Origin of the sequence: Luteibacter sp. CQ10 (assembly GCF_040900725.1) — a bacterium.
Lineage (GTDB): Bacteria > Pseudomonadota > Gammaproteobacteria > Xanthomonadales > Rhodanobacteraceae > Luteibacter.
The window spans coordinates 37,448-57,618 of record NZ_JAEUYM010000003.1 but is presented as its reverse complement, the minus strand read 5'-3'; the positions used below and the strand labels follow the sequence as shown (position 1 = coordinate 57,618).

Here is a 20,171-nt window from a genome sequence, read left to right as displayed (position 1 = left end):
GCGATGAATCCTTCGCCCAACCTGTTTCTCGTCGGCCCCACGGGGGCCGGCAAGACCACGATCGGACAGCGCCTCGCGGCGCATTACGGCTTGCCGTTCGTCGATCTCGACGTGGAGATCGAGAACCGTTACGGCGATACGGTGGCGACGATCTTCGAACGCGAGGGCGAAGCCGGCTTCCGTTCGCGCGAGCGCGCGCACCTGGACGAGTTCAGCCGTCGTCCGGGCATCGTACTCGCCACGGGTGCCGGCGCGGTACTCGACCCCGCCAATCGCGACGCGCTGGTGTCCCGCGGTACCGTGCTGATGCTCGGCGTGGAAGTCGACGAACAACTCGACCGGCTGCGCCACGACGGCACCCGTCCGATGATCGCCGGCGACGACCGCCGCGGCCGCCTCGCATCGCTGGCCGAAGCCCGCAACCACCTCTACGAGGAGATCGCGGACCTGATCTTCCGCGGGCGGCACGAAGGCGTGGACGACGCCGTTCCGCGCGCCATCGCCCTCCTCGACCGCCACTGGAAACGCTCGTGATGCAAACCGTCGACGTCGAACTGGCCGGACGCGGCTACCCCGTATGGATCGGTCCCGGTCTGCTGGCGGACGGTGAACGCTGGCGCGCACGCATCCGCGGCCGCCACGTGCTGGTGGTGAGCAACACCACCGTCGCGCCGCTGTACCTCGCCGCGCTGGCGAAAGGACTCGACGGCCTGCACTGGTCGTCGTATCTGCTCGACGACGGCGAAACGCACAAGACCTTCGCCAACGTCGGCAAGGTGCTCGACGCGCTCGGCCAGCTCGGTGCCACGCGCGACGCCTGCGTGATCGCCCTGGGCGGCGGCGTGGTCGGCGATCTCGCCGGGTTCGCCGCGGCCTGCTGGATGCGCGGGATCGATTTCATCCAGGTGCCGACCACGCTGCTGGCGATGGTGGACTCGTCGGTAGGCGGCAAGACCGGCGTGAACCTGCCCGTGGGCAAGAACCTCGCTGGCGCGTTCCACCAGCCGCGCGCGGTGGTAGCCGACACCGACCTGCTCGCGACCCTGCCCCAGCGCGAATACCTCGCCGGCGTGGCCGAGATCGTCAAGGGCGCGGCCATCGGCGACCTGCCGTTCTTCGAATGGCTGGAGACGAACGCGGACGCGCTCGCACGCCGCGAGAGCGGCGTGCTCGTGGAGGCCATCGCGCGCAAGTGCCGCTACAAGGCGGGCGTGGTGGCCCGCGACGAAACAGAACAGGGCGAGCGCGCGTTGCTCAACCTCGGCCACACGTTCGGCCACGCGCTGGAAACGGCAGGCAACTACAGCGAGATCCTGCACGGCGAAGGCGTCGCCATCGGCATGGTGCTGGCGGCCCGCCTGTCGGAACGCCTGGGCATGGCGCCGGAGGCGGATACGCGTCGTCTCGTCGCCCTGCTCGAACGGCTGGATCTGCCGGTGGCGCCGTCGAAGGTGCATACCGCGAGCCGCCTGCTCGACCTGATGCGCCTGGACAAGAAGAACACGGCCGGGACATTGCGTCTGATCCTGTGGCGCGGCATCGGCAAGGCGGAGATCGTGTCGGGCGTGAGGGACGACGACGTGCTCGGTGTGCTGGGGGCCTGAGAGCCGTAGCGACACGTTCGCCTGACCGAATGCCCGGCGCTGGATCCCGGCGTACGCCGGGATGACGATGAGGCAATCCATGACGTCGCGCCGTCGGCGCGCGTGCGGGGCCATCGAGCGTGCGGCGTGATCTACTCCCTCAAGCGCAGGGGATGTATCCGAAACCTCACGTCGTTCCCGCGCACGCGGGACCCGGGGAGGGCATGCGGTTTTCGCCGGGACGACACACGGAAATGCCCTACAATGGCGGGCCCTGCGCCAGCGCGGATCGCCCGATGCGGATTTACCTGCAAACCATGCCCGAAGCCGGGAACGAAGCCCCCCGCTTCGTCCAGATCACCCTCGAGCAGGATCTGTTCGGCGGTTGGACGCTCTACCGCGAGAGCGGCGTGCAGGGTGGCAAGACCACGCTCAAGCGCGAGGTTTTCCTCGAACGGGACAAGGCCCTGGACGCTTTCACCAAGGCACGCGACGCGCAGACCAAGAAGGGGTTCAAGGTGATGTTCTCGCAAGGCCAGGAGTCCGCGCATGGCCGCTGATGTCCTTCGCAACGATCGCTTCCTGCGCGCCCTGCGCCGCGAGGCCACCGACACCACGCCGATCTGGGTGATGCGCCAGGCCGGCCGTTACCTGCCGGAATACCGTGCCACGCGCAGCAAGGCCGGCAGCTTCATGGGCCTGGCGACGAATCCGGCATTCGCCTGCGAGGTCACGTTGCAGCCGCTCGAACGCTTCGAGCTCGATGCCGCGATCCTCTTTTCCGACATCCTCACCATTCCCGACGCGATGGGCCTGGGCCTGTCGTTCGCGCAGGGCGAAGGCCCGCGCTTCGCGCATCCGGTTCGCGACGCGGCCGCCATCGAACGCCTTGCCGTCCCCGACATGGACGGCGAACTGCGCTACGTGATGGATGCCGTGCGCCTGATCCGCAAGGAACTGGACGGCCGCGTGCCGCTCATCGGCTTTTCCGGCAGCCCCTGGACGCTCGCCTGCTACATGGTCGAAGGCGAGGGCTCGCGCGATTTCGCGCGGGTGAAGGCCCTGGCCTGGAACGACCCCGCCCTGGCCCACCGCCTGCTCGACACGATCGCGCGTTCGGTGGCGGCGTACCTGATCGCCCAGGCTCATGCCGGTGCGCAGGCCTTGATGGTGTTCGACACCTGGGGCGGCCTGCTCGGCCCCGCGTCGTTCCGCGAGTTCTCGCTGCGCTACATGGCGCAAGTGGTCGAGGCATTGAAGGCCGACGCGGCCAGCCGCGACCTGCCCGTGATCCTCTTTTCGAAGGGAGCCAACGGGCACCTCGAGTCCATCGCCGACACCGGTTGCGACGGCGTGGGACTGGACTGGACCATCGACATCGGCGAGGCGCGCCGCCGCATCGGCGAGCGCGTGGCGTTGCAGGGCAATCTCGATCCGTCGGTGCTGCGCGCATCCCCCGACGTGGTGCGGCGTGAAGCGCGCGCCGTGCTGGATGCCTTCGGCAACCACCCAGGGCACGTATTCAATCTGGGCCACGGCATCACGCCGGAGGTGGACCCGGAGAACGTGAAGGTGCTGGTGGATACCGTGCACGAGCACGGTCGGGTGATTCGGGGCGGCTGAGGCCAGCCCCTTTCGCCGATACGATCGGCTCCCACACCTTCGGTAGCAACCTCACCGGGTTGAACCGACAGCATTGCCCACCCTTCCGTTAGCTAGCTCTATCGGAGGGGTGGGAGCCGATCGCATCGGCGAATCAAGGCATCAGAAGCGATTGGGACCCGCGATGTGGCATTTGCCCAATTCGGAGCGCGCGGCCATCGCGCCGGTCTGGTCGTTGGCGACCATGCGCATTTCGTACACCGTCTGCCAGTTGCGCGCGCACAGGCTGCCCGACTTCGGGCCCATCTCGAACGATTGCTTCGCGAGCTTCTCGGCCGACGCGTAGTCCTGCTTGCGTACCGCGACTTCGGCGCGGTCCTGGATGAGTTCCGGCGCCTCGGGCGCGAGCTTCAACGCCTGTACGAGCTTGGCGTCGGCGTCGTCGTACTTGCCGGCTTTCTCGTCGGTCATCGCCGACTTTTCCAGACCCTGCACGCCCGGATCGCGAAGCGGCGCGACCTCGATGGCCGACTTCTCGCGTTCGCCCGCGGCGCGGATCTGCGCAACGATGTCGTAGGCGGGTTGGGTGGGACGGGTGGCCTGCGGCGGGGCGGGCTGGCTGCAGGCGGCGACGAGCGCAATGGCGGCGATGGCGCAAAAACGAAGGCGATGCATGGGTCAATCCGTAGGATTACTGGGAACGGCCGGCGCGGGTTCCGCGTCGCCGCTGCCGAAAATACCCTTGATTCGTTGCCAGAAACAGCCCTCTTCGCTTTCCGGTACGTAACCCGATGCAAACGGGAACTGCCGCGCGCCCTCGCAGGAGGGGTCGGTGCGCTTGCCCGACTGTGGATCGACGAACGCCATTTCCAGACCCTCGCCCAGCGTAGGCGACAGCGGCCGGGTGGGCAATTTGCGGAAGAGTTCCTGCCAGATGCGCATGCTGCCCGTGGCGCCATAGAGCCCCGTGGGCTTGTTGTCGTCGCGGCCCATCCAGACGACGGCCAGGTGCTCGCCGGTGAATCCGGCGAACCAGCTGTCGCGCTGGCTGTCGCTGGTGCCGGTCTTGCCGGCCGCGTGCAGCCAGGACAGGCCGGAGTTGCCGATGGCCGCGGCGGTACCGCTGTTGACCACCTGCTGCATCGCCCAGGTGGTGAGACGCGTGGCCGTCTGGTATTCGCCCTCGCCTCCCTTCACCTGGTAGCGCTTGATGGTCTGGCCCTTGGCATCGACCACACCGCGCACCGCCACGAGCGGCAGCGCATGGCCGTCGGCGGCGATGTATTCGTAGAGCTGGGCCACCTGGAACGGGGAAAGATCCACCGCGCCCAGCAGCAGCGACGGGCTGGGGTTGACGTTCTGCAGGCCGAACGACTCGAGGAAGCCCTTGATCTTCGCCACGCCCACCTGCATGCCCAGGTTCACCGTGGCGAGGTTCCACGAATGCACCAGGGCGTCGAGCATCGGCACCTGGCCGTGGATCTGGCGGTCGTCGTTCTGCGGCGTCCACGGCGTGCCGTCGGGCTGGCGCATGTTGATCGGCGAATCGTCGACGATCGAGGCCAGCGACCATTTCGAGGGCTGCGCCAGCGCCACGAGGTAGACCAGCGGCTTCACCAGCGAGCCGATCGGCCGACGCGCGTCGAGCGCGCGGTTGAAGCCCTGCTCCCCCGGTTCGCGTGAGCCGACCATCGCCAGCACGCTGCCGTCGGCGGTGTCGGTGACCACGGCGGCGGCCTGCGCGGCCGCCCCGCGCTTGCCCAGCGCCTTGGTGGTGGTGAGGATGGCCTGCTCAGTGTAGAGCTGCGCGGCGGGATCGAGCGTGGTGAACACGCTGAAGCTGCCGTCGCGCAAGGCCGCTTCGTCGAAGTCGGCGGTGATCTGCGCGCGCACGAGCTGCATGAAGGCCGGGAAGCGGTTGTGCGGCAACTGCGCGTTGGCGGCGATGCCCAGCGGCGAGGCCTGGGCGGCCTTCATCTTCGCGTCGTCGAGCAGGCCCGTCTCGTTGAATTGCTGAAGCACGAGGTTGCGCCGCGCCAGCGCCCGGTCGGGATAGCGACGCGGATCGTAGTAGCTGGGACCCTTGACCAGTCCGATCAGCAGCGCGATTTCCTGCGGGCGGAGATCCTCGAGCCGCCGGCCGAAGAAGAACTCCGCGCCGGCGGCGAAACCGTGCACCGCCTGGTTGCCCTGCTGGCCGAGGAACACCTCGTTGACGTAAGCCTCGAGGATGCGGCTCTTCGGGTAATGCGCTTCCATCAACAGCGAGAGGATCGCCTCGTTCACCTTGCGCAGCATGTTCTGGCTGCGGTCGAGGAAGAGGTTGCGCACGAGCTGCTGGGTGAGCGTGGAGCCGCCCTGCACCGTGTGGCCCGCGCGCAGGTTGGCGAACGAGGCGCGGGCGATCGCGGAGAAGTCCAGACCGATGTGGTTCTTGAAATCGCGGTCTTCGACGGCCTGCAGCCCCTGCACGAGCAACGGCGGCACGTTGTCCAGGCGCACGATGCGGCGCTCTTCCTGGGCGGCGCCATAGAAGGTGGCGATGCGCGCCGGGTCGAGATGGATCGACTTAATCTCCTTGTTGTTGGTGTCGTCGACCACCGAGGTGACCTGGCCGTTGCCCAGCGCGACGCGGATGCGATGCGGCAGTTCGCCGCCATCGGGGCCCGAGTAGCCGTGCGAGGCGATGACGAAGCGCGAGCCGTTCTTCGAGTAGCTGCCCTGCACCTTGCCGCCGCCCTCGGGCGTGTAGCCGGCGAAGGTGAGTTCCAGTTCCAGCGCCGCGGGCGTCATCGCGCGTCCCGGCTCCAGCAGCAGCGGGCGCGCGTAGACGCGGGTGGGCACCGCGAAGACCAGGTCGTTGAAGCGATCCTGCAGGCGGGCGTTGAGGATGAGCGTGTAAGGCAACAGGAAGCCGAACAGCAGCCCCATCACCAGCCAGAAGGGGATGCGCAGCCAGGGCCATGCGCTACGCAGGAGGGCACCGAGACGGGTCAGGAAAGCCAACGCGGAAGAATCCTGGGGAAGAAGAGGGCTGCGGGGATGATAGGGGCAGCGGCGGGCGCCCATCTGAACGGACGCTGGCGGATCGATGACGCGACCGTGTCAGCCCGGGCGGCGCCAGGTGGAGGGGTCGGGCCGAAAGGGGCGGGGATGGACCTCGAGAAGACTCTCCAGGTCGGTATTGTCGGCGATCAGGTCGCTATCGAGTCGGCCGACCGAGCCCTTGATCCGGGGCCATGCCAGCGCGGCCAGGCCAAGGAACACGCGCGGCAACGGGAGGGGCAAGGTCATCGTGCCCACGCTGCGATGCACGCGGCGGAACATTTCCGTCGCCGTGAAGCGGTCGCCGCCGCCGATGGGAAAGACATGGCCTCGGGCGCGCGCGCATCCCAGGGCGGCGAACATCGCCTGGGCGATATCCTCGGCATGCACGGGCTGACGCCTGCCCTTGCCCATCGGGTAGGGGAAAATCCGGCGCCGGGCACCGCCCCGCACCATCGGCGTGAGGCTCTGGTCCATGCCCGCCCCGTAGACCAGCGTGGGCCGGAACACCGTCCAGGGCATGCCTCTCGAGGCGCAGGTGGCGGTCAGCACGGTTTCCGCATCGCGCAGCACCTGCGCCAGCTCGCGCTCGGCCGGCACATCGGAATGGCGCTTGGTCTCCGCGCTCATCGACGAGGTGGCGATCACGTGGGGATGGCCCTTCAGGTGCGTGGCGGAGAGCCACGCCGCCAGGCAGTTCAGCGGACCGGCGCAGAGGATGGCGTCCAGGCGCGGCAGCTCGGGCATCGCGTCGGGCAAGCCGCCGCGAATCCACGAGGGATCGCCGGCCGGGGGATTCCGGCTGAGCAGGAGCATGTCGATGCCCGCATCGCGCAGCCGGGGGAGCAGGAAGTGACCGATCTGGCTGGTGGCGCCGATGACAAGAACCGTCATGCCGCGCTCAGCGCCCCGTCGCGATGCGTTCGTAGGTGCTTTGCAGGCGCGGATCGTCGGGCACGTAGCGGCGGGCGTGGTCGAGCGACTGGAAGGCACCCTGGCGATCGCCCTGCGAGGCGCGTTGCAAGGCGTTGTCGATCCACGCGCTGCCCAGGCGGTGGCGCATGTCGCCTTGCGAGGCGTCGCCCGGCGCGAGATCGGACAGCGTGGCATAGAGGTTTTCGGCGCGGCCGACGTTGCCGCTGGCCACGGCCTGGGTCATGAGTTTCTCGACCTGCGCCGGCAAGGCCTGCAAGCCGGCCCGGGCGGTGGGATCGTTGCCGTCGATGGAGAGCGCGTTGCGATAGAGGTCGTAGGCGCTGTCTCCGGGGGGATCCATGATGTCGCCACGCGAGGCGGCCTGCTGGGCGCGACGCACGAGGTCGGCCACGCGGGCCTTCTGCGCGGGGCTCACCGCCAGCGACGCTTCGGCGTCGTCGTCGCCCCCATCGCTCGCGCGGGCGACGGGCGATGGCGTGGACGAGGCAAGCCGTGCCCCCGCATCGGCCCCACCGGCGATACGAGCCCGCGCCGCGGCCAGTTCGGCCGACTTGGGCGCGAGCTTGGCGGCTTCGTCGAGCAGGCGCGCGGCGTGGTCGTCGTCTTCGCTGTCGATGGCCGCGTTGGCCTGGACGATCAGGGCCTGGGCCACCTGTCCCAGCCCCGCCTTGGCATCGGCGTTGTCGGGGTCGGCCGCGAGCGCGGCGCGGAAACGGGCCAGGGCCGTGTCGTCGCCGTCGCCGGTGAAGCGGCCCGCGCGCATGGCCTCGTTGCCCTGCTGGACGAGCGCGGCGACCGCCTGATCGTCCTGCTTGCGGCTCTCGGCGAGCGCGGCGCGCAGCGACGGGAGGTCGCCGTCGTTGGGTACCAGGATGGCGATGCGGTCGACCAACGCATTGGCCTTGGCCTTGTCGTTGGCCGCTATGGCCTGGCGCGCCTGGGCGGCCAGGCCGTCGCCGACCTTGTCCAGCCCGCGGGCGGCCACCGCGTTGCCCTTGTCGGCGTCGAGCGCGCGGCGGAAAAGCGGACCGGCGCCGTCGTCGCCATCCAGGCGGCCGGCGGCGAGGGCGTCTTGCGCCTGGCCGATCCACGCTTCGGTCTGGGACTGCGGATTGCGCGCCTTCGACAGGCGCTGGCCGAGCTGCTCCACGTCGGCGCCTCCGCCGAGGAGTTCGCGGGCGACGTTGAGCGCGGCCTCGGCCTCGTCGAGACGGCCGGCCGTGAGCGCGGCGTCCGCCCTGGCCACTTCGGCTTGCCCCACCCGGCGAAGTCCCTCGCGGGCCGGGTCGCTGTCCGGCTGCTGGTCACGGGCCTTTTCAAAGAGTTCGCGGGCGCTGTCGCCGTTGGTGCCGTCGAGCTTGCCGGCCTGGAGTGCCTGGTTGGCCTGGGCGAGCAGATCGTTGAGCTCGGTGCGCGGCACCATGGTGCGCAGCCGATCCTGCTGCAGGTACAGCGCCGTGGCCGCGCCGATGAGCACGAGCACCAGCACGGGGATGAGCCAGCCACGTTTGCGCGGCTGGGGGCCGCGCGAGCGCGGCGGCGGCATGGCGGCGCGACGGCGCGGCTCGTCCACCACGATGTGCGGCAAGCCGTCATCGACAGGCGCCTGCGCGGGTGCGTCGAGGTCGTCGATCCGTCCGAGGGTCGGTTCGGTGCGTCCGTGATGGTCGTGCGTGTCTTTGCGTCCGCTCATGGGGTTGCGTCGTCCATAGCTGTGCCCGAGGTTAACCATTCGGGCGTGAACGGGTCTTGAGGGCTTCCGCGAGAAGGCCTCAGAGTTCCACGCGGATGCGGCTGGCCGCCCGTTTGGCTTTCTCCAGCGCCTCGTCCACCGTGACCCCTCGCGCGAGCGTCACCGCCATGCGGCGACGGCCGCGCACCTCGGGCTTGCCGAAGATACGGAGCATGGTGCCGGTTTCGGCGAGCGCCTCCGCGATGCCGTGGTAGGTCGGCGCGCTGCCCTCACCTTCCACGAGCACGGCGCACGATGCCGCCGGGGCGAACGCATGGATCTCCGGCACCGGCAATCCGAGGATCGCTCGCGCATGCAACGCGAATTCCGAGAGATCCTGCGAAATCAGCGTGACCAGGCCGGTATCGTGCGGCCGCGGGCTCACTTCGGAAAAGATGACCTCGTCGCCACGCACGAAGAATTCCACGCCGAACACGCCCCAGCCGCCCAGGGCGGCCGTGATGGCGTCGGCCTGGCGTTCGGCGGAGGCCCGTGCGGCCGCGCTCATCGGCTGCGGCTGCCACGATTCGCGGTAATCGCCGTCTTCCTGGCGATGGCCGATGGGGGCGCAGAACGACACGCCGTCGCGATGGCGCACCGTGAGCAGCGTGATCTCGTAATCGAAGTCGATGAAGCCCTCGACGATGACACGCCCCCGCCCGGCGCGACCGCCCGACTGCGCGTATTCCCACGCGGCGTCGGCGTCTTCCGCGCGGCGAACCACGCTCTGGCCCTTCCCCGACGAACTCATCACCGGCTTCACGACGCAAGGCGTGCCCAGTTCGGCCACGGCGGTGAGAAAGGCCTCGCGCGTGTCGCAGAAGCGGTAGGGCGACGTCGGCAGGCCCAGTTCCTCGGCGGCGAGACGGCGGATGCCTTCGCGGTCCATGGTGAGCCAGGCGGCCCGCGCGGTGGGGATCACCTTCAGGCCCTGCTTCTCCAGTTCCACCAGCGTGGGCGTGTGGATCGCCTCGATCTCGGGCACCACCAGATGGGGTTTCTCCTTCTCGATGAGCGCGCGCAACGCGGCGCCGTCGAGCATGTCGATCACGTGGCTGCGATGCGCCACCTGCATCGCGGGTGCGTTGGCATAGCGATCGACGGCAACCACCTCGACGGCGAAGCGCTGCAGTTCGATCGCCACCTCCTTGCCGAGTTCGCCCGAGCCGAGCAGGAGCACCTTGAGGGCGTTGGAAGCGTGTGGCGTGCCGAAGGTATGCATGGAAGAGGTCCTGGGAAGAAGCGGACATTGTAGCCCGCGCCCGGCGGGTCGCCGGACGGCATCGGCCATGACGGCACTTGACTCCGCCGATGAACGTGGTGTGATGCGGTTGTCCCCATCCAACCCGGACGTACGCCCATGAGACGCTGCCTGGTCGTTCTCGCCGTACTGTCGTGCCTGGTCGCCGCCCCCGCGTCGGCCGAACGGCGCTGGATGACCGTGCTGCTCGACGGGCGCAAGGTCGGCAGCCTGCAGATCGACCGCGACCTGGGCGACGAAGGCGTGACCACGACGCAGACGCTCGATCTTCGCCTCACCCGCATCAAGACGCCCCTGCAACTGCGCACCACGGTAAAGACCGTGGAGTCCCCCGACGGGGCGCCCCTGGCCTTTTATGCGAGCAGCAACATGTCGTCGAAGGAAAACCTCGTCGAAGGCCGCGTGCGGCCCGACGGTGCGTTCCAGGTGGCCAACACCGTCGGCGGACAGTCGAAGGTCAACCTGCTGATCTGGCCCAGCGGTGCCTCGCTGGTCGAAGGCCAGCGGCTTGCCACCCTGGCGCACGGCTTCAAGCCCGGCACCACGTACCAGGTGCGCAATTTCGATTCGGTGAAGCAGCAGGTCGCCAACGTGCAGGTCGACGTGATCGGCGACGAAATCATCGAGATGCCCGACCAGAGCCGCGAAACGCTGCATCACCTGCGCCAGTCCCTGGTCAACGTGGAGGGCGCGCATCCGGTCGACGTCTGGGTCGACGACCACGGTTATGTCCGTCGTGGCATCTCGCCGCTGCTGGGCTTTCGCCTGGAGATGGCCTCGTGCAGCGAGTCCTGCGCCAAGGCGCCCGACCAGGACGTCGACGTGCTACGCGCCGCCATGATCGATTCGCCGCGCCCGCTCACGCCGAATTTCCGCGTGGCGCCGATGCGCTACACCCTGACCGTCAAAGGGGGTTTCCCGCATCCCTTCGTCGACACCGACGAGCAGCACGTGACCTCGCTGGGCGACGGCATCTTCGTCGTCGACGTGGGCTTCGCTCGCCGCGGCAAGGAAAGCGTGCCATCCGGTGACGACACCGCACCGAGCCCCTGGGTGCAATCCGATTCCCCGCGCGTCGTCGAACTCGCGCGTTCGGTGGTCGGCGATGCGCGCAACGACCTGCAACGCATGCGCCGCCTTCGTGCCTGGCTATCGGATTACATCGATCGCAAGGGCCTCGACGTGGGCTACGCATCGGCCCTGGAAACCCTCGACAGCCGGACGGGCGACTGCACCGAACACGCCGTGCTGCTCACCGCGCTCGCCCGTTCGCTGGGAATTCCCGCACGCGTCGTCACCGGCGTCGTCTACGTCGACCGCCTGGGCGGCGCATCCCGCGTGTTCGTCCCGCATGCGTGGTCGCAGGCTTTCGTCGATGGACGCTGGATCAGCTTCGATTCCGCCCAGCGTCGCTTCGACTCGACGCACATCGCACTGGGCACCGGCAACGGCGACCCATGGCGCTTCTTCGCCGCGATGAGCACGCTGGGTCACATCCGGATCGACCGGGCCGTGCCCGCCTCGACCATGTTCGACCTGCCGCCGCCCTCCGGTGACGGCGGCGGCTTCGTCGGCGCGGCCGGCTCCGGCCCGGGACGCTGATCAGCCCGCGTCGCGCCCCCGGATCAGCGCCCCGCCGAGCGCCAGCCATCCGGCAATGAAGCAGAGCCCGCCGAACGGCGTAATCGCGCCCGTCCACCGCGGCGCACCCAGCGCCAGGGCGTAGAGGCTCCCCGAGAACAACAGGATGCCCAGCGGAAAGAGCGCCAGCGCCGCCTTTCGCCACCGGCCTTCGGGCAAGCCCACCGCCGCCACGAACAGCGCGAGGGCGTGCCAGAAATGGTATTCGACGCCGGTATGCCATACGGCCAGCGCATCCGCGCCGATGCGCGTGCGCAGGGCATGGGCACCGAAGGCGCCGAAGGCCACGGCCGTGGCGCCGGTGACGGCGACGAGGAAGGCGATGGCGCCCGGGACACGTTGTCGCATCGGAAAGGATTCCCGTGGTTCGGCGTATGCTTCGAAAGGATATTTTGCGGAGTGTCGCATGAAGCCGTCTCTTTTCCGCCGGGTGACGCTGGCCCTGCTCGCTTTCGTTGCCGTGGCCTGCATGGCCGGGTGCCAGCGCGAACCGCAGCCCGAGTGGCGGCTCAACGACGTGTCCGGCCACCTGCCCGACCTCGACTTCCACCTCGTGGACGACCACGGCAAGGCCGTGACCGGCGCGGACTACAAGGGCAAGGTCGCGGTACTTTACTTCGGCTATACGCACTGCCCCGACGTGTGCCCGCTCACGCTCACACAGCTGCACGTGGTGCTCGGCAGGCTCGGTCCCGCCGCGGAGAAGGTGCGCATCCTCTTCGTCAGTGTCGATCCCAAGCGCGACACGCCTGCCGTGATGCACGACTACGTCCATGCCTTCGACCCGCGCGCGGTCGGGCTGAGCGGCACCGATGCGGAACTGGAAAAACTCGCCAAGCGCTACCGTTCGGCGTTCAGCCGCGAACCGGATCGCGGCGACGGCAACTACGAAGTGAGCCACAGCTCGGCGATCTACGTCTTCGACACGCAGGGCAAGGCCCGCCTGCTCGCCACGCCCTCCGCCTCGCAGGACGACATCGTCCACGACCTCACCCTGCTGACTACGCTGGAGCCGCGCTCGTGACGATACGCTCGCTTGCCTTCGCCCTGACCCTCGTTCTCGCGGCGGGCGCCGCCCGGGCCGCCGACACGGCGCCGGTGAAAGCGGCCGACGGATGGCTGCGCGTGCTGCCCGGCAGCCTGCCCGCGGGTGGTTACGTGACGTTCGAGAACACCTCCGATCGCGCGCTGTCGATCGTCTCGGCGCAGAGCGGGGATTACGCCGACGCGATGATCCACCGCAGCAGCACCGAAGGCGGCATGGGCCGCATGGAGATGGTGGACAGCGTGCCGTTGCCGCCGAAGGCGACAGTGGCCTTCGCGCCGGGGGGTTACCACGTGATGCTGATGCAGCCGAAGCATTCGGTGAAGCCGGGCGATACGGTCACCGTGACGTTCACGCTGTCGGACGGCGAAACGCTCCCGGTGAAGCTGCTGGCGCGGCCGGCGAATGCGAACGGGCCGAAGGACTGAGCCTGTCGCCCGCGTGATTCGCCGATACGATCGGCTCCCACCCCTCCGGTAGCGGCCTGACCACCAACGGGGCGGGGCCGATGCGATCGGCGAATGTCACTTCACGAGAAAATCCGAAGGCGCATCGTGCGCGCCGATGTCCTCGCGAAACAGTTCCTCGACCGTCGCCGAGGGCGGCCCGTCGTGCAGCCATGCGTCGAGTTCGTCGAGGGCTTTCGCCTCGCCGTAGGCCAGCACCTCCACGCTGCCGTCGATCAGGTTGCGCGCGTGTCCGGTGATCCCGAGCGCTACCGCCATCCCACGCGTGGACGCACGGAAAAACACGCCCTGCACCCTGCCCCTGACGATGAAGCGCACGGCGTTCATGTCATTTTCCCGCGGCGATGGCGTCGCCCAGTTTCTTGCCGTCCACGCCACCGACGAAACGCTTGGCGACATGACCGTCTGGCGCGATGAGGAAGGTGGTGGGGAGACCCTTCGGCGCACCGAAATCCTTCGGCGGCTCGGTGGGATCGAGCTGGGCGATCGGGTAGACGACCTTGTGCGCCTCGAGGAAGGTCTTCACGTCGGCCACGTCGGTGTCCTCGAAGGCCAGGCCGATCGCCGTGACGTCCTTGCGCGACTTCACGAAGTTCGAGATGTCGGGCATTTCCTTGATGCAGGGCACGCACCAGGTGGCCCAGTAGTTCACGATCACCCATTTGCCGCGCTGGGCGGCGAGGTCGAACGCCTTGCCGTCGAGCGTGGTGACCTTCAGTTCCGGCATGGCTTCGGAAGCCAGTGCGGGAACGGCGGCGAAAGCGAGAGTCACGGCGGCGATCAGGCGCGAAATCATGCGGGGGTGTCCTCGGCGGGGGAACGCACGGTGGGGGGAGGAAAAAGTGTATCCAGTCGCGCACCCAGCGTCTCGTCCAGGGCCTGGGCGAGGCGATCCATCTGTTCGAGCAGGTCGGCGGGCAGATCGATACCCAGGCGCGTTACCTGTTCGCGCGGATGCAGCGGCAGGCGATAGTGCGTGCAACGGTACACCCGCAGCAGTTCGGTGGCGTCGAGACTGCGACTGAGCAGCCACCCCGTCTCGCCGCGCTGGATCATGTCGGCTTTCTGCAGGTCTTCGAAATAGGTGGCGATGTCCTTCGCCGGAAGGTAGGGCTCTCCAAGCCGCACGGCCGCCGGCTCCACGCATTCGCCCGTGCGCTGGGCGTCGACGAAGTGACGCAACACCACGAGCAGGCCGATGAACTCGGCTCCTTCGGGCAAGGCCTCGTGCGGCTTGACGTAGTCGAACGCGGAGATCGACGCCGCGATGGATGCGCCGAGGATCACGATGATCCAGGAGAGGTATATCCACAACAGGAAGATGGGGATGGCCGCGAGCGCGCCGTAGATCTCTTCGTAATTGGGCGAGCGGCGGATGAACTGGGTGAAGCCCCAGCGGCCGATCTCGAACAGGATGGCGCCGAGCAAGGCGCCGATGGCCGCGTGCCGCCACGACACCCGCCGGTTGGGCACCATCGTGTACATCAGCATCAGCGTGACGAAGGTGATCACGAAGGGCAGCACGTTGAGCAGGCCGGAACCCGTCGCCAACTGGTCGGCCGCCTGCTGGAGCATGGGCATGGCCGTGAGATAGGAGGACAGCACCAGGCCGCCGACGACGAGGATCGGGCCCAGGGTGAGCGCGGCCCAGTACAACAGGAGCCGCGAAGTCCAGCCGCGCGACTGGCGCACGCGCCAGATGCGGTTGAGGCGATCCTCGATGCTGATCATCATCGACACGGCGCTGAACAGCATCACCAGCACGGAAATGCCCGTGAGCTGGCTGGCCTTGTCGGCGAAGGCGAGCATGTATTCCTGGATCTTCGCTCCCGTGGCGGGCACGAAGTTCTGGAAGGCGTAATCGGCGAGGCTGCCGCGCCACTCGGCGAACACGGGAAAGGCCGAGAGGATGGCGAACACGGCCACCGTCAACGGCACCAGCGAGACCAGCGTGGTGTAGGAGAGCGCGCCGGCGGTCTCGAAGCACTTGTCGTCGACGAAGCGCTGCCAGGTGAAACGGGTGAAACTCAGGGCGCGGTCGCGATCGAAGCGCAGCGGCATGGCATCCTTCTTTTTCCCGACCGATTGGGAACAGGGGGCGTGTTCTGCGAGACTTGGCGCCATTCGCAAACGGCGGCCATCCATGTCCCACGACGTTCTCGTACTCTACTACAGCCGCAACGGCCACACGGCCCAACTCGCCCGCCTCGTCGCCCGCGGCGTCGAAGAGGTGCCCGGCATGCGCGCCCGGCTGCGCCAGGTGCCCCCCGTGGCGCCGGTCACCGAAACGGCCATGCCCCCGGAACCGGAGGAAGGCGCGCCGTACGTTACCCGCGACGACCTCGCCGAGTGCGTAGCCCTCGCCATGGGCAGCCCCACCCGCTTCGGCAACATGGCCGCGCCGCTGAAGCACTTCCTCGATACCACGGGCGCGGAATGGGCCTCGGGTGCGCTGGCGGGCAAGCCCGCCGCGCTGTTCACTTCCACCAGCACGATGCACGGCGGCCAGGAATCCACGCTGCTGTCGATGGCCTTGCCACTGCTCCACCACGGCATGCTGCTGGTCGGCATTCCGTTCACGGAGCCCGCCCTCAGCAGCACCGTCAGCGGCGGCACGCCGTATGGCGCCAGCCACGTTGCCGGCCATCGCGGCGACCAGGCCATCACCGATCACGAGCGCGAACTGGCCCGCGCGCTCGGCAAGCGGCTGGCCGACGTGGCGCGACGGCTGGGCACCCCCGCATGACACCGATGCAGAAGACCGGCCTGGCCGCCTGGGCCGGCCTGCTGGCCGTGCAGGTGCTCTGGTATTCGCTCTACGCGCCCGTATCGATCCCGCGCTGGGTGGCCTTCGCGCTCACCGTGCCGCCGCTCCTGCTGCCGCTGCTCTCGCTGCCGCGGATCAACCGCGTGTTGCTGTGGGTGGGAATTCTTTCGTTGTTCTACTTCTGCCATGGGGTATCGGAGGCGTGGAGTTCCACCGGAGATCGGTGGCTGGCCTGGCTGGAGATTCTTTGCACGCTGTTGTTGATCGGTGCGTTGGGGGCGAGCGTTCGGCGTAGGGGGTAGATCGCTTCCCCGAACGCGAGGCCAAGAAATGCACCGGCGCGCATAAACCATGGTTGCTGCGAAAGAAGGAGCCCGACGCCTTGCACGTGGTTTTCGCAACGATGACCATGCGGCTCTTGGCAATAACCTCCCGACAGGCGCACGCTTACGGCGACCACCGGAATCGAGAGGACGCCCATGGCCTTCCTGCAGGAGTCGCCGCGACTGGCACATCCGTTCCATACCGACCGGGTGCTAGGCGCATGGCTGTCGAACGTGCTGCCGCGGGAGCGCCTCGCCGCCGCCACGCCCGACCTCGCCGCCCTCGGCGACTACGCCGTCGATGCCTGGGAACGCCGCCAGCGCACGCCTCGTACGGAGCCCATCCTCACCCAATGGGACGCCTGGGGCGCCCGCGTCGATCGCATCGCCCTGACGCCCGCCTGGGACGACGGCCCCCACGTCACCACGCGCCACGCCGTGCTCGCCGCCGGCCATGACGCCTCTCCGCATGCCCGCGTCGAACAGTTCGCCCGGGTCTACCTCTATCACGTCGCCAGCGAGTTCTACTGCTGTCCCCTGGCGATGACCGACGGCGCGGCCACGGCGATACGCGCTTCCGGCAACGCCGCGCTGATGGAACGCGCCCTGCCCCGCTTCCTCAGCCGCGACGCATCCACCTTCTGGCTTTCCGGCCAGTGGATGACCGAAACGCCCGGCGGTTCCGACGTGGGGCGCACCGAAACCGTGGCCCGTCGCGACGACGATGGGCAGTGGCGCCTGCACGGCCGCAAGTGGTTCAGCTCGGCCGTGGTCGGCGAGGCCGCCCTCGCCCTCGCGCGCCCGGAAGGCGCCGGGCCGGGCACCTCGGCGCTCGCGCTGTTCTACGTCGAAACCAGGGACGCGCAGGGGCGCTGGCAAGGCGTGACCATCGACCGGCTGAAGAAGAAACTCGGCACACACGAATTGCCCACCGCCGAAATCCACCTCGACGGCCTGCCCGCCACCCCGCTGGGCGAACTCGCCCATGGCGTGCGCCAGGTGGCGCCCATGCTCAACATCACGCGCACATGGAACGCGGTGTGCGCCGTCGCCAGCATGGCGCGCGCCATCGCGCTCGCACGCGATTACGCCACGCGACGCAGCGCGTTCGGCACCCGGCTCGCCGAGCAGCCGTTGCATCTGCGCACGCTGGCCGACATGCAGGCCGAATTCGAAGCGGCTTTTTCGCTCACCTTCCACGTGGCCGGCCTGCTGGGCCGCGTCGAACAAGGCGAAGCCGCTCCGCACGACACGGCCTTGCTTCGCCTGCTCACGCCGCTGGCCAAGCTATGGACGGCCAAGGTGTCGATCCGGATCACCTCCGAAGCGCTCGAATGCTTCGGGGGCGCGGGCTACATCGAAGATACCGGTCTGCCCCAGTTATTGCGCGACGCGCAGGTCTACGCGATATGGGAAGGCACCACCAACGTGCTTTCCCTCGACATGCTGCGCGCGCTCGGCGCCACCGGCGTCGAACCGCTGCGCCAGGCGGTGGATACGCTCGTTCCGGCGAGCGCTCCCGAACGGCGCGCCATCGTCGCGGCACTCGATGCCACCGAGGCTTTGCTCGGCGAGGTCTCGGCCGACCGCGCGGCGCTCGAAGCCTCGGCGCGCGGCATCGCCTTCACCCTGGCGCGCACGATGGCCGCGGCGCTCCTCGTGCGCTCGGCCGGCTGGAGCCTGTCGGCGGGCGATCCGACGCCCGCGGCGGCGTGCCGCCGGTTCCTCGCCCGCGGCCTCGACCGCCTGGCCTTGCCCGCCGGAGACGACGATGCGCTGCTGGCGGGGTGAGGTCGGGTAGACTATCGCCCCCCGCTACGCCCATCCCCGGATCGCCCATGCAGAACCTCACCATCGTCACCACCGGCGGCACGATCGACAAGGTCTACTTCGACGACAAGTCGGACTACCAGATCGGTGCGCCGCAGATCGGCGAGATCCTCGAGCAGCTGGGCGTGGCGTTTCGCTTCGACGTGATTCCCATCCTGCGCAAGGACAGCCTGCACGTCACCGACGACGACCGGGCGCTCATCCGCAGCACCATCGAAGCCCAACCGCATCGCCACGTGCTGGTCACGCACGGCACCGACACCATGGTGGAAACCGCGCGCGTGCTCGACGGCATTCCCGGCAAGGTGATCGTGCTCACCGGCGCGCTGAACCCGGCGCGGTTCCAGGGTTCCGACGCCGTGTTCAACATCGGCTGCGCCGTCGGCGCGGTGCAGACGCTGGCCGACGGCGTCTACATCGCCATGAACGGCCGCGTGTGGGATCCGAAAACGGTGCGCAAGAACCGCGACGCGAACCGCTTCGAAGCCGTCTGAGCCCGCTCGGCGGCTAGCGCACTTCGTTGCGGCGCGCGAGGTCTTCCGCCACCGCGTCCACCGTGGCGCCCGCATCCATCACGCCCGCGCCGCATCCCTTCGGGCAGCGCCCCTGTAGCGGACGCGCATTGTCCACGAGCTGCCGGGCGATCTCGTCCACCGTGATGTCCGGATCCACCGAGCGCATCAGGGCCACCAGCCCGGCCACGAGGGGCGCGGCCATCGACGTTCCCGACGCGTAGCCGAAGGCCGCGCGCAAGCGCTGACGATCGCCCGAGTCGACCGTGGAAAGGATGTCGTTCGCCTGCACGCCCGAGCCCGAGCCGCCCGGCGCGGAGAGCGTCAGGCCGTCGCCATGGTTGGAATACCATGCCTGCGCGCCGTCATGCGCCAGCGCTCCCACGGAAATCACGCCGGGACAATTGGCGGGCGACGACGCCGACGCCTTGATGCCCTCGTTGCCGCCCGCGGCCACCACGGCGGTACCGCGCCGACGCGCGCCGTCGATGGCGTCGGCCATCGACGCGCCACAGGCGGAGATGCCGCCCAGGCTGAGATTGATCACGTCGGCGCGACGCTCGGGCGGTGCGACACCCGGAACGCTGCCGCCCGAGGCCCAGGTGATGGCGTCGATCACGTCGGATTCCCAGGCGCCACAACGGCCCAGCACGCGCACCGGCAGCAGCATGGCCTCCGGGGCGACACCGGCGATGCCCTCGCGGTTGTTCGCCGCCGCCAAAGCGAGGCCGGCCACGTGGGTGCCATGCCAGGAGGATTTCCTGGCCAGCGCTCCGACGCACTGGCCAGGCTCGATCCAGTCGCCCTCGTCGGTGGGGTCGTCGTCGCGTCCGTCGCCATCTCGTGCCTCCTCGGCGTCCGACAGGAAGTCGTAACCCGGGAGCAGGCGGCCATCGAACTCCGCGTGCGGGACGATGCCGGTATCGAGCACGGCGACCACCGCATCGGCACCTCGCGTGTATTTCCAGGCCACCTCGGCATCGACGCCATAACGCGGATGATGCAGGTACCACTGGCGCTTCCACAGCGGATCGGACACCGCCATGGGATAAAGGCGCCTGTCTTCCTCGACGCGGAGCACGCCCGGAAGTGCCGCGAGCGATTCCGCGGTGGCACCGTGCAGTTCGAACAAGGCATCGCCCGTGGCCAGGCGGCGGATCATGCGCATGGGGCCCGGCGCAGAGCGACGGGCGCGCGGCGAATGCGGCGTCGGCGAAGGCGCGTAGCCCTCGGCGAAACGGACGATGTAACGGGTGGCGGCGTGACTGGTCAGCGAGCACGCCAGAAGACCGAGGAATAGGGGAAACGATACGGAACGATGCATCAGACCGACCTTCGATGACGCGGCTTCGCCGCAGGTCGGGTCACGGTAGGCAGCATCGTTTTACGCAGCCAGACTCAACCGCCCGATGGATCTTGCCAGCATT

General features: G+C 68.7%; 21 protein-coding genes. 11 read left to right on the top strand and 10 right to left on the bottom strand.

Going from position 1 to position 20,171, the window contains the following annotated elements:
* The first annotated feature begins 3 nt into the window (after positions 1–3).
* The 4 genes from JNG39_RS13210 (at position 4) to hemE (ending at position 3,206) form a co-directional block, all read left to right on the top strand.
* A complete protein-coding gene (locus JNG39_RS13210; RefSeq protein ID WP_368312015.1) occupies positions 4–534 on the top strand; it encodes a shikimate kinase in 531 nt (176 codons plus the stop codon).
* Positions 534–1,604 carry a 3-dehydroquinate synthase gene (aroB, locus tag JNG39_RS13205; RefSeq protein WP_368312014.1) on the top strand — a complete coding sequence of 357 codons (1,071 nt, stop codon included), beginning with the start codon at positions 534–536 and terminating at the stop codon, positions 1,602–1,604. The genes JNG39_RS13210 and aroB overlap by 1 nt, the downstream gene beginning before the upstream one ends.
* Before the next feature lie 275 nt (positions 1,605–1,879).
* Positions 1,880–2,143 (top strand): hypothetical protein, encoded by a 264-nt coding sequence (locus JNG39_RS13200; RefSeq protein ID WP_368312013.1) that lies wholly within the window; start codon positions 1,880–1,882, stop codon positions 2,141–2,143.
* The gene (gene hemE / locus JNG39_RS13195) at positions 2,133–3,206 is read left to right on the top strand and encodes a uroporphyrinogen decarboxylase (protein WP_368312012.1); all 1,074 of its coding nucleotides are present in this window, start codon (positions 2,133–2,135) and stop codon (positions 3,204–3,206) included. The genes JNG39_RS13200 and hemE overlap by 11 nt, the downstream gene beginning before the upstream one ends.
* Before the next feature lie 141 nt (positions 3,207–3,347).
* On the opposite strand, the gene JNG39_RS13190 is transcribed toward hemE, so the two are convergent.
* The 5 genes from JNG39_RS13190 to purT form a co-directional block, all read right to left on the bottom strand.
* Positions 3,348–3,860: a tetratricopeptide repeat protein gene (locus JNG39_RS13190; RefSeq protein ID WP_368312010.1), complete on the bottom strand. Its 513-nt coding sequence runs from the start codon at positions 3,858–3,860 to the stop codon at positions 3,348–3,350.
* A 3-nt stretch (positions 3,861–3,863) separates the two neighbouring features.
* Entirely contained in the window at positions 3,864–6,191 is a 2,328-nt protein-coding gene (gene mrcB, locus JNG39_RS13185; protein WP_368312009.1) for a penicillin-binding protein 1B, read from the bottom strand.
* A gap of 99 nt (positions 6,192–6,290) precedes the next feature.
* Positions 6,291–7,124 carry an SDR family oxidoreductase gene (locus JNG39_RS13180; protein ID WP_368312008.1) on the bottom strand — a complete coding sequence of 278 codons (834 nt, stop codon included), beginning with the start codon at positions 7,122–7,124 and terminating at the stop codon, positions 6,291–6,293.
* A 7-nt stretch (positions 7,125–7,131) separates the two neighbouring features.
* Positions 7,132–8,859, bottom strand: coding sequence for a hypothetical protein (locus JNG39_RS13175; RefSeq protein WP_368312006.1), 1,728 nt, complete (start codon positions 8,857–8,859; stop codon positions 7,132–7,134).
* A gap of 79 nt (positions 8,860–8,938) precedes the next feature.
* Positions 8,939–10,120, bottom strand: coding sequence for a formate-dependent phosphoribosylglycinamide formyltransferase (purT, locus tag JNG39_RS13170; protein WP_368312005.1), 1,182 nt, complete (start codon positions 10,118–10,120; stop codon positions 8,939–8,941).
* 138 nt (positions 10,121–10,258) lie between these two features.
* On the opposite strand from purT, the gene JNG39_RS13165 reads away from it, so the two are divergent.
* Positions 10,259–11,761 (top strand): transglutaminase family protein, encoded by a 1,503-nt coding sequence (locus JNG39_RS13165; protein WP_368312003.1) that lies wholly within the window; start codon positions 10,259–10,261, stop codon positions 11,759–11,761.
* Here the strand turns inward: JNG39_RS13165 and JNG39_RS13160 are convergent, their stop codons facing one another.
* The gene (locus tag JNG39_RS13160) at positions 11,762–12,148 is read right to left on the bottom strand and encodes a DUF423 domain-containing protein (RefSeq protein ID WP_368312002.1); all 387 of its coding nucleotides are present in this window, start codon (positions 12,146–12,148) and stop codon (positions 11,762–11,764) included.
* Between the two features lie 58 nt (positions 12,149–12,206).
* Between JNG39_RS13160 and JNG39_RS13155 the strand changes: the two genes are divergently transcribed.
* Together JNG39_RS13155 and JNG39_RS13150 are read left to right on the top strand one after the other, a co-directional pair.
* Positions 12,207–12,824 carry an SCO family protein gene (locus JNG39_RS13155; protein ID WP_368312000.1) on the top strand — a complete coding sequence of 206 codons (618 nt, stop codon included), beginning with the start codon at positions 12,207–12,209 and terminating at the stop codon, positions 12,822–12,824.
* Positions 12,821–13,273 carry a copper chaperone PCu(A)C gene (locus JNG39_RS13150; protein WP_368311998.1) on the top strand — a complete coding sequence of 151 codons (453 nt, stop codon included), beginning with the start codon at positions 12,821–12,823 and terminating at the stop codon, positions 13,271–13,273. The genes JNG39_RS13155 and JNG39_RS13150 overlap by 4 nt, the downstream gene beginning before the upstream one ends.
* A 96-nt stretch (positions 13,274–13,369) precedes the next feature.
* Here the strand turns inward: JNG39_RS13150 and JNG39_RS13145 are convergent, their stop codons facing one another.
* From JNG39_RS13145 to JNG39_RS13135, 3 genes are read right to left on the bottom strand one after another with little or no spacing between them, the layout of a single operon-like run.
* Positions 13,370–13,639, bottom strand: coding sequence for an acylphosphatase (locus JNG39_RS13145; protein WP_368311997.1), 270 nt, complete (start codon positions 13,637–13,639; stop codon positions 13,370–13,372).
* A 1-nt stretch (position 13,640) separates the two neighbouring features.
* Complete coding sequence (locus tag JNG39_RS13140; protein WP_368311994.1) at positions 13,641–14,108, bottom strand: TlpA family protein disulfide reductase; 468 nt, start codon at positions 14,106–14,108, stop codon at positions 13,641–13,643.
* Entirely contained in the window at positions 14,105–15,373 is a 1,269-nt protein-coding gene (locus JNG39_RS13135; RefSeq protein ID WP_368311993.1) for a YihY family inner membrane protein, read from the bottom strand. Before JNG39_RS13135 ends, JNG39_RS13140 begins: the two co-directional genes overlap by 4 nt.
* An 82-nt stretch (positions 15,374–15,455) precedes the next feature.
* Between JNG39_RS13135 and wrbA the strand changes: the two genes are divergently transcribed.
* The 4 genes from wrbA to JNG39_RS13115 all read left to right on the top strand — a co-directional run bounded on the left by wrbA (position 15,456) and on the right by JNG39_RS13115 (position 18,726).
* Positions 15,456–16,058 (top strand): NAD(P)H:quinone oxidoreductase, encoded by a 603-nt coding sequence (gene wrbA / locus JNG39_RS13130; RefSeq protein ID WP_368311992.1) that lies wholly within the window; start codon positions 15,456–15,458, stop codon positions 16,056–16,058.
* Complete coding sequence (locus JNG39_RS13125) at positions 16,055–16,381, top strand: DUF2069 domain-containing protein (protein WP_368311990.1); 327 nt, start codon at positions 16,055–16,057, stop codon at positions 16,379–16,381. Before wrbA ends, JNG39_RS13125 begins: the two co-directional genes overlap by 4 nt.
* A gap of 177 nt (positions 16,382–16,558) precedes the next feature.
* Positions 16,559–18,193, top strand: a complete 1,635-nt coding sequence (locus tag JNG39_RS13120) for an acyl-CoA dehydrogenase family protein (RefSeq protein ID WP_368311989.1) — start codon at positions 16,559–16,561, stop codon at positions 18,191–18,193.
* A 47-nt stretch (positions 18,194–18,240) separates the two neighbouring features.
* Positions 18,241–18,726, top strand: coding sequence for an asparaginase domain-containing protein (locus JNG39_RS13115; protein ID WP_368311987.1), 486 nt, complete (start codon positions 18,241–18,243; stop codon positions 18,724–18,726).
* 13 nt (positions 18,727–18,739) lie between these two features.
* On the opposite strand, the gene JNG39_RS13110 is transcribed toward JNG39_RS13115, so the two are convergent.
* Positions 18,740–20,068 (bottom strand): S8 family serine peptidase, encoded by a 1,329-nt coding sequence (locus JNG39_RS13110; protein WP_368311985.1) that lies wholly within the window; start codon positions 20,066–20,068, stop codon positions 18,740–18,742.
* Between the last annotated feature and the right edge of the window lie 103 nt (positions 20,069–20,171).

Bases quoted from the DNA above. Each gene is read 5' to 3' on its own strand.
- JNG39_RS13210 (WP_368312015.1), top strand. From the start codon at position 4: ATGAATCCTTCGCCCAACCTGTTTCTCGTCGGCCCCACGGGGGCCGGC.
- aroB (WP_368312014.1), top strand. From the start codon at position 534: ATGCAAACCGTCGACGTCGAACTGGCCGGACGCGGCTACCCCGTATGG.
- JNG39_RS13200 (WP_368312013.1), top strand. From the start codon at position 1,880: ATGCGGATTTACCTGCAAACCATGCCCGAAGCCGGGAACGAAGCCCCC.
- hemE (WP_368312012.1), top strand. From the start codon at position 2,133: ATGGCCGCTGATGTCCTTCGCAACGATCGCTTCCTGCGCGCCCTGCGC.
- JNG39_RS13190 (WP_368312010.1), bottom strand. From the start codon at position 3,860: ATGCATCGCCTTCGTTTTTGCGCCATCGCCGCCATTGCGCTCGTCGCC.
- JNG39_RS13180 (WP_368312008.1), bottom strand. From the start codon at position 7,124: ATGACGGTTCTTGTCATCGGCGCCACCAGCCAGATCGGTCACTTCCTG.
- JNG39_RS13175 (WP_368312006.1), bottom strand. From the start codon at position 8,859: ATGAGCGGACGCAAAGACACGCACGACCATCACGGACGCACCGAACCG.
- purT (WP_368312005.1), bottom strand. From the start codon at position 10,120: ATGCATACCTTCGGCACGCCACACGCTTCCAACGCCCTCAAGGTGCTC.
- JNG39_RS13165 (WP_368312003.1), top strand. From the start codon at position 10,259: ATGAGACGCTGCCTGGTCGTTCTCGCCGTACTGTCGTGCCTGGTCGCC.
- JNG39_RS13160 (WP_368312002.1), bottom strand. From the start codon at position 12,148: ATGCGACAACGTGTCCCGGGCGCCATCGCCTTCCTCGTCGCCGTCACC.
- JNG39_RS13155 (WP_368312000.1), top strand. From the start codon at position 12,207: ATGAAGCCGTCTCTTTTCCGCCGGGTGACGCTGGCCCTGCTCGCTTTC.
- JNG39_RS13145 (WP_368311997.1), bottom strand. From the start codon at position 13,639: ATGAACGCCGTGCGCTTCATCGTCAGGGGCAGGGTGCAGGGCGTGTTT.
- JNG39_RS13140 (WP_368311994.1), bottom strand. From the start codon at position 14,108: ATGATTTCGCGCCTGATCGCCGCCGTGACTCTCGCTTTCGCCGCCGTT.
- JNG39_RS13135 (WP_368311993.1), bottom strand. From the start codon at position 15,373: ATGCCGCTGCGCTTCGATCGCGACCGCGCCCTGAGTTTCACCCGTTTC.
- wrbA (WP_368311992.1), top strand. From the start codon at position 15,456: ATGTCCCACGACGTTCTCGTACTCTACTACAGCCGCAACGGCCACACG.
- JNG39_RS13125 (WP_368311990.1), top strand. From the start codon at position 16,055: ATGACACCGATGCAGAAGACCGGCCTGGCCGCCTGGGCCGGCCTGCTG.
- JNG39_RS13120 (WP_368311989.1), top strand. From the start codon at position 16,559: ATGGCCTTCCTGCAGGAGTCGCCGCGACTGGCACATCCGTTCCATACC.
- JNG39_RS13115 (WP_368311987.1), top strand. From the start codon at position 18,241: ATGCAGAACCTCACCATCGTCACCACCGGCGGCACGATCGACAAGGTC.
- JNG39_RS13110 (WP_368311985.1), bottom strand. From the start codon at position 20,068: ATGCATCGTTCCGTATCGTTTCCCCTATTCCTCGGTCTTCTGGCGTGC.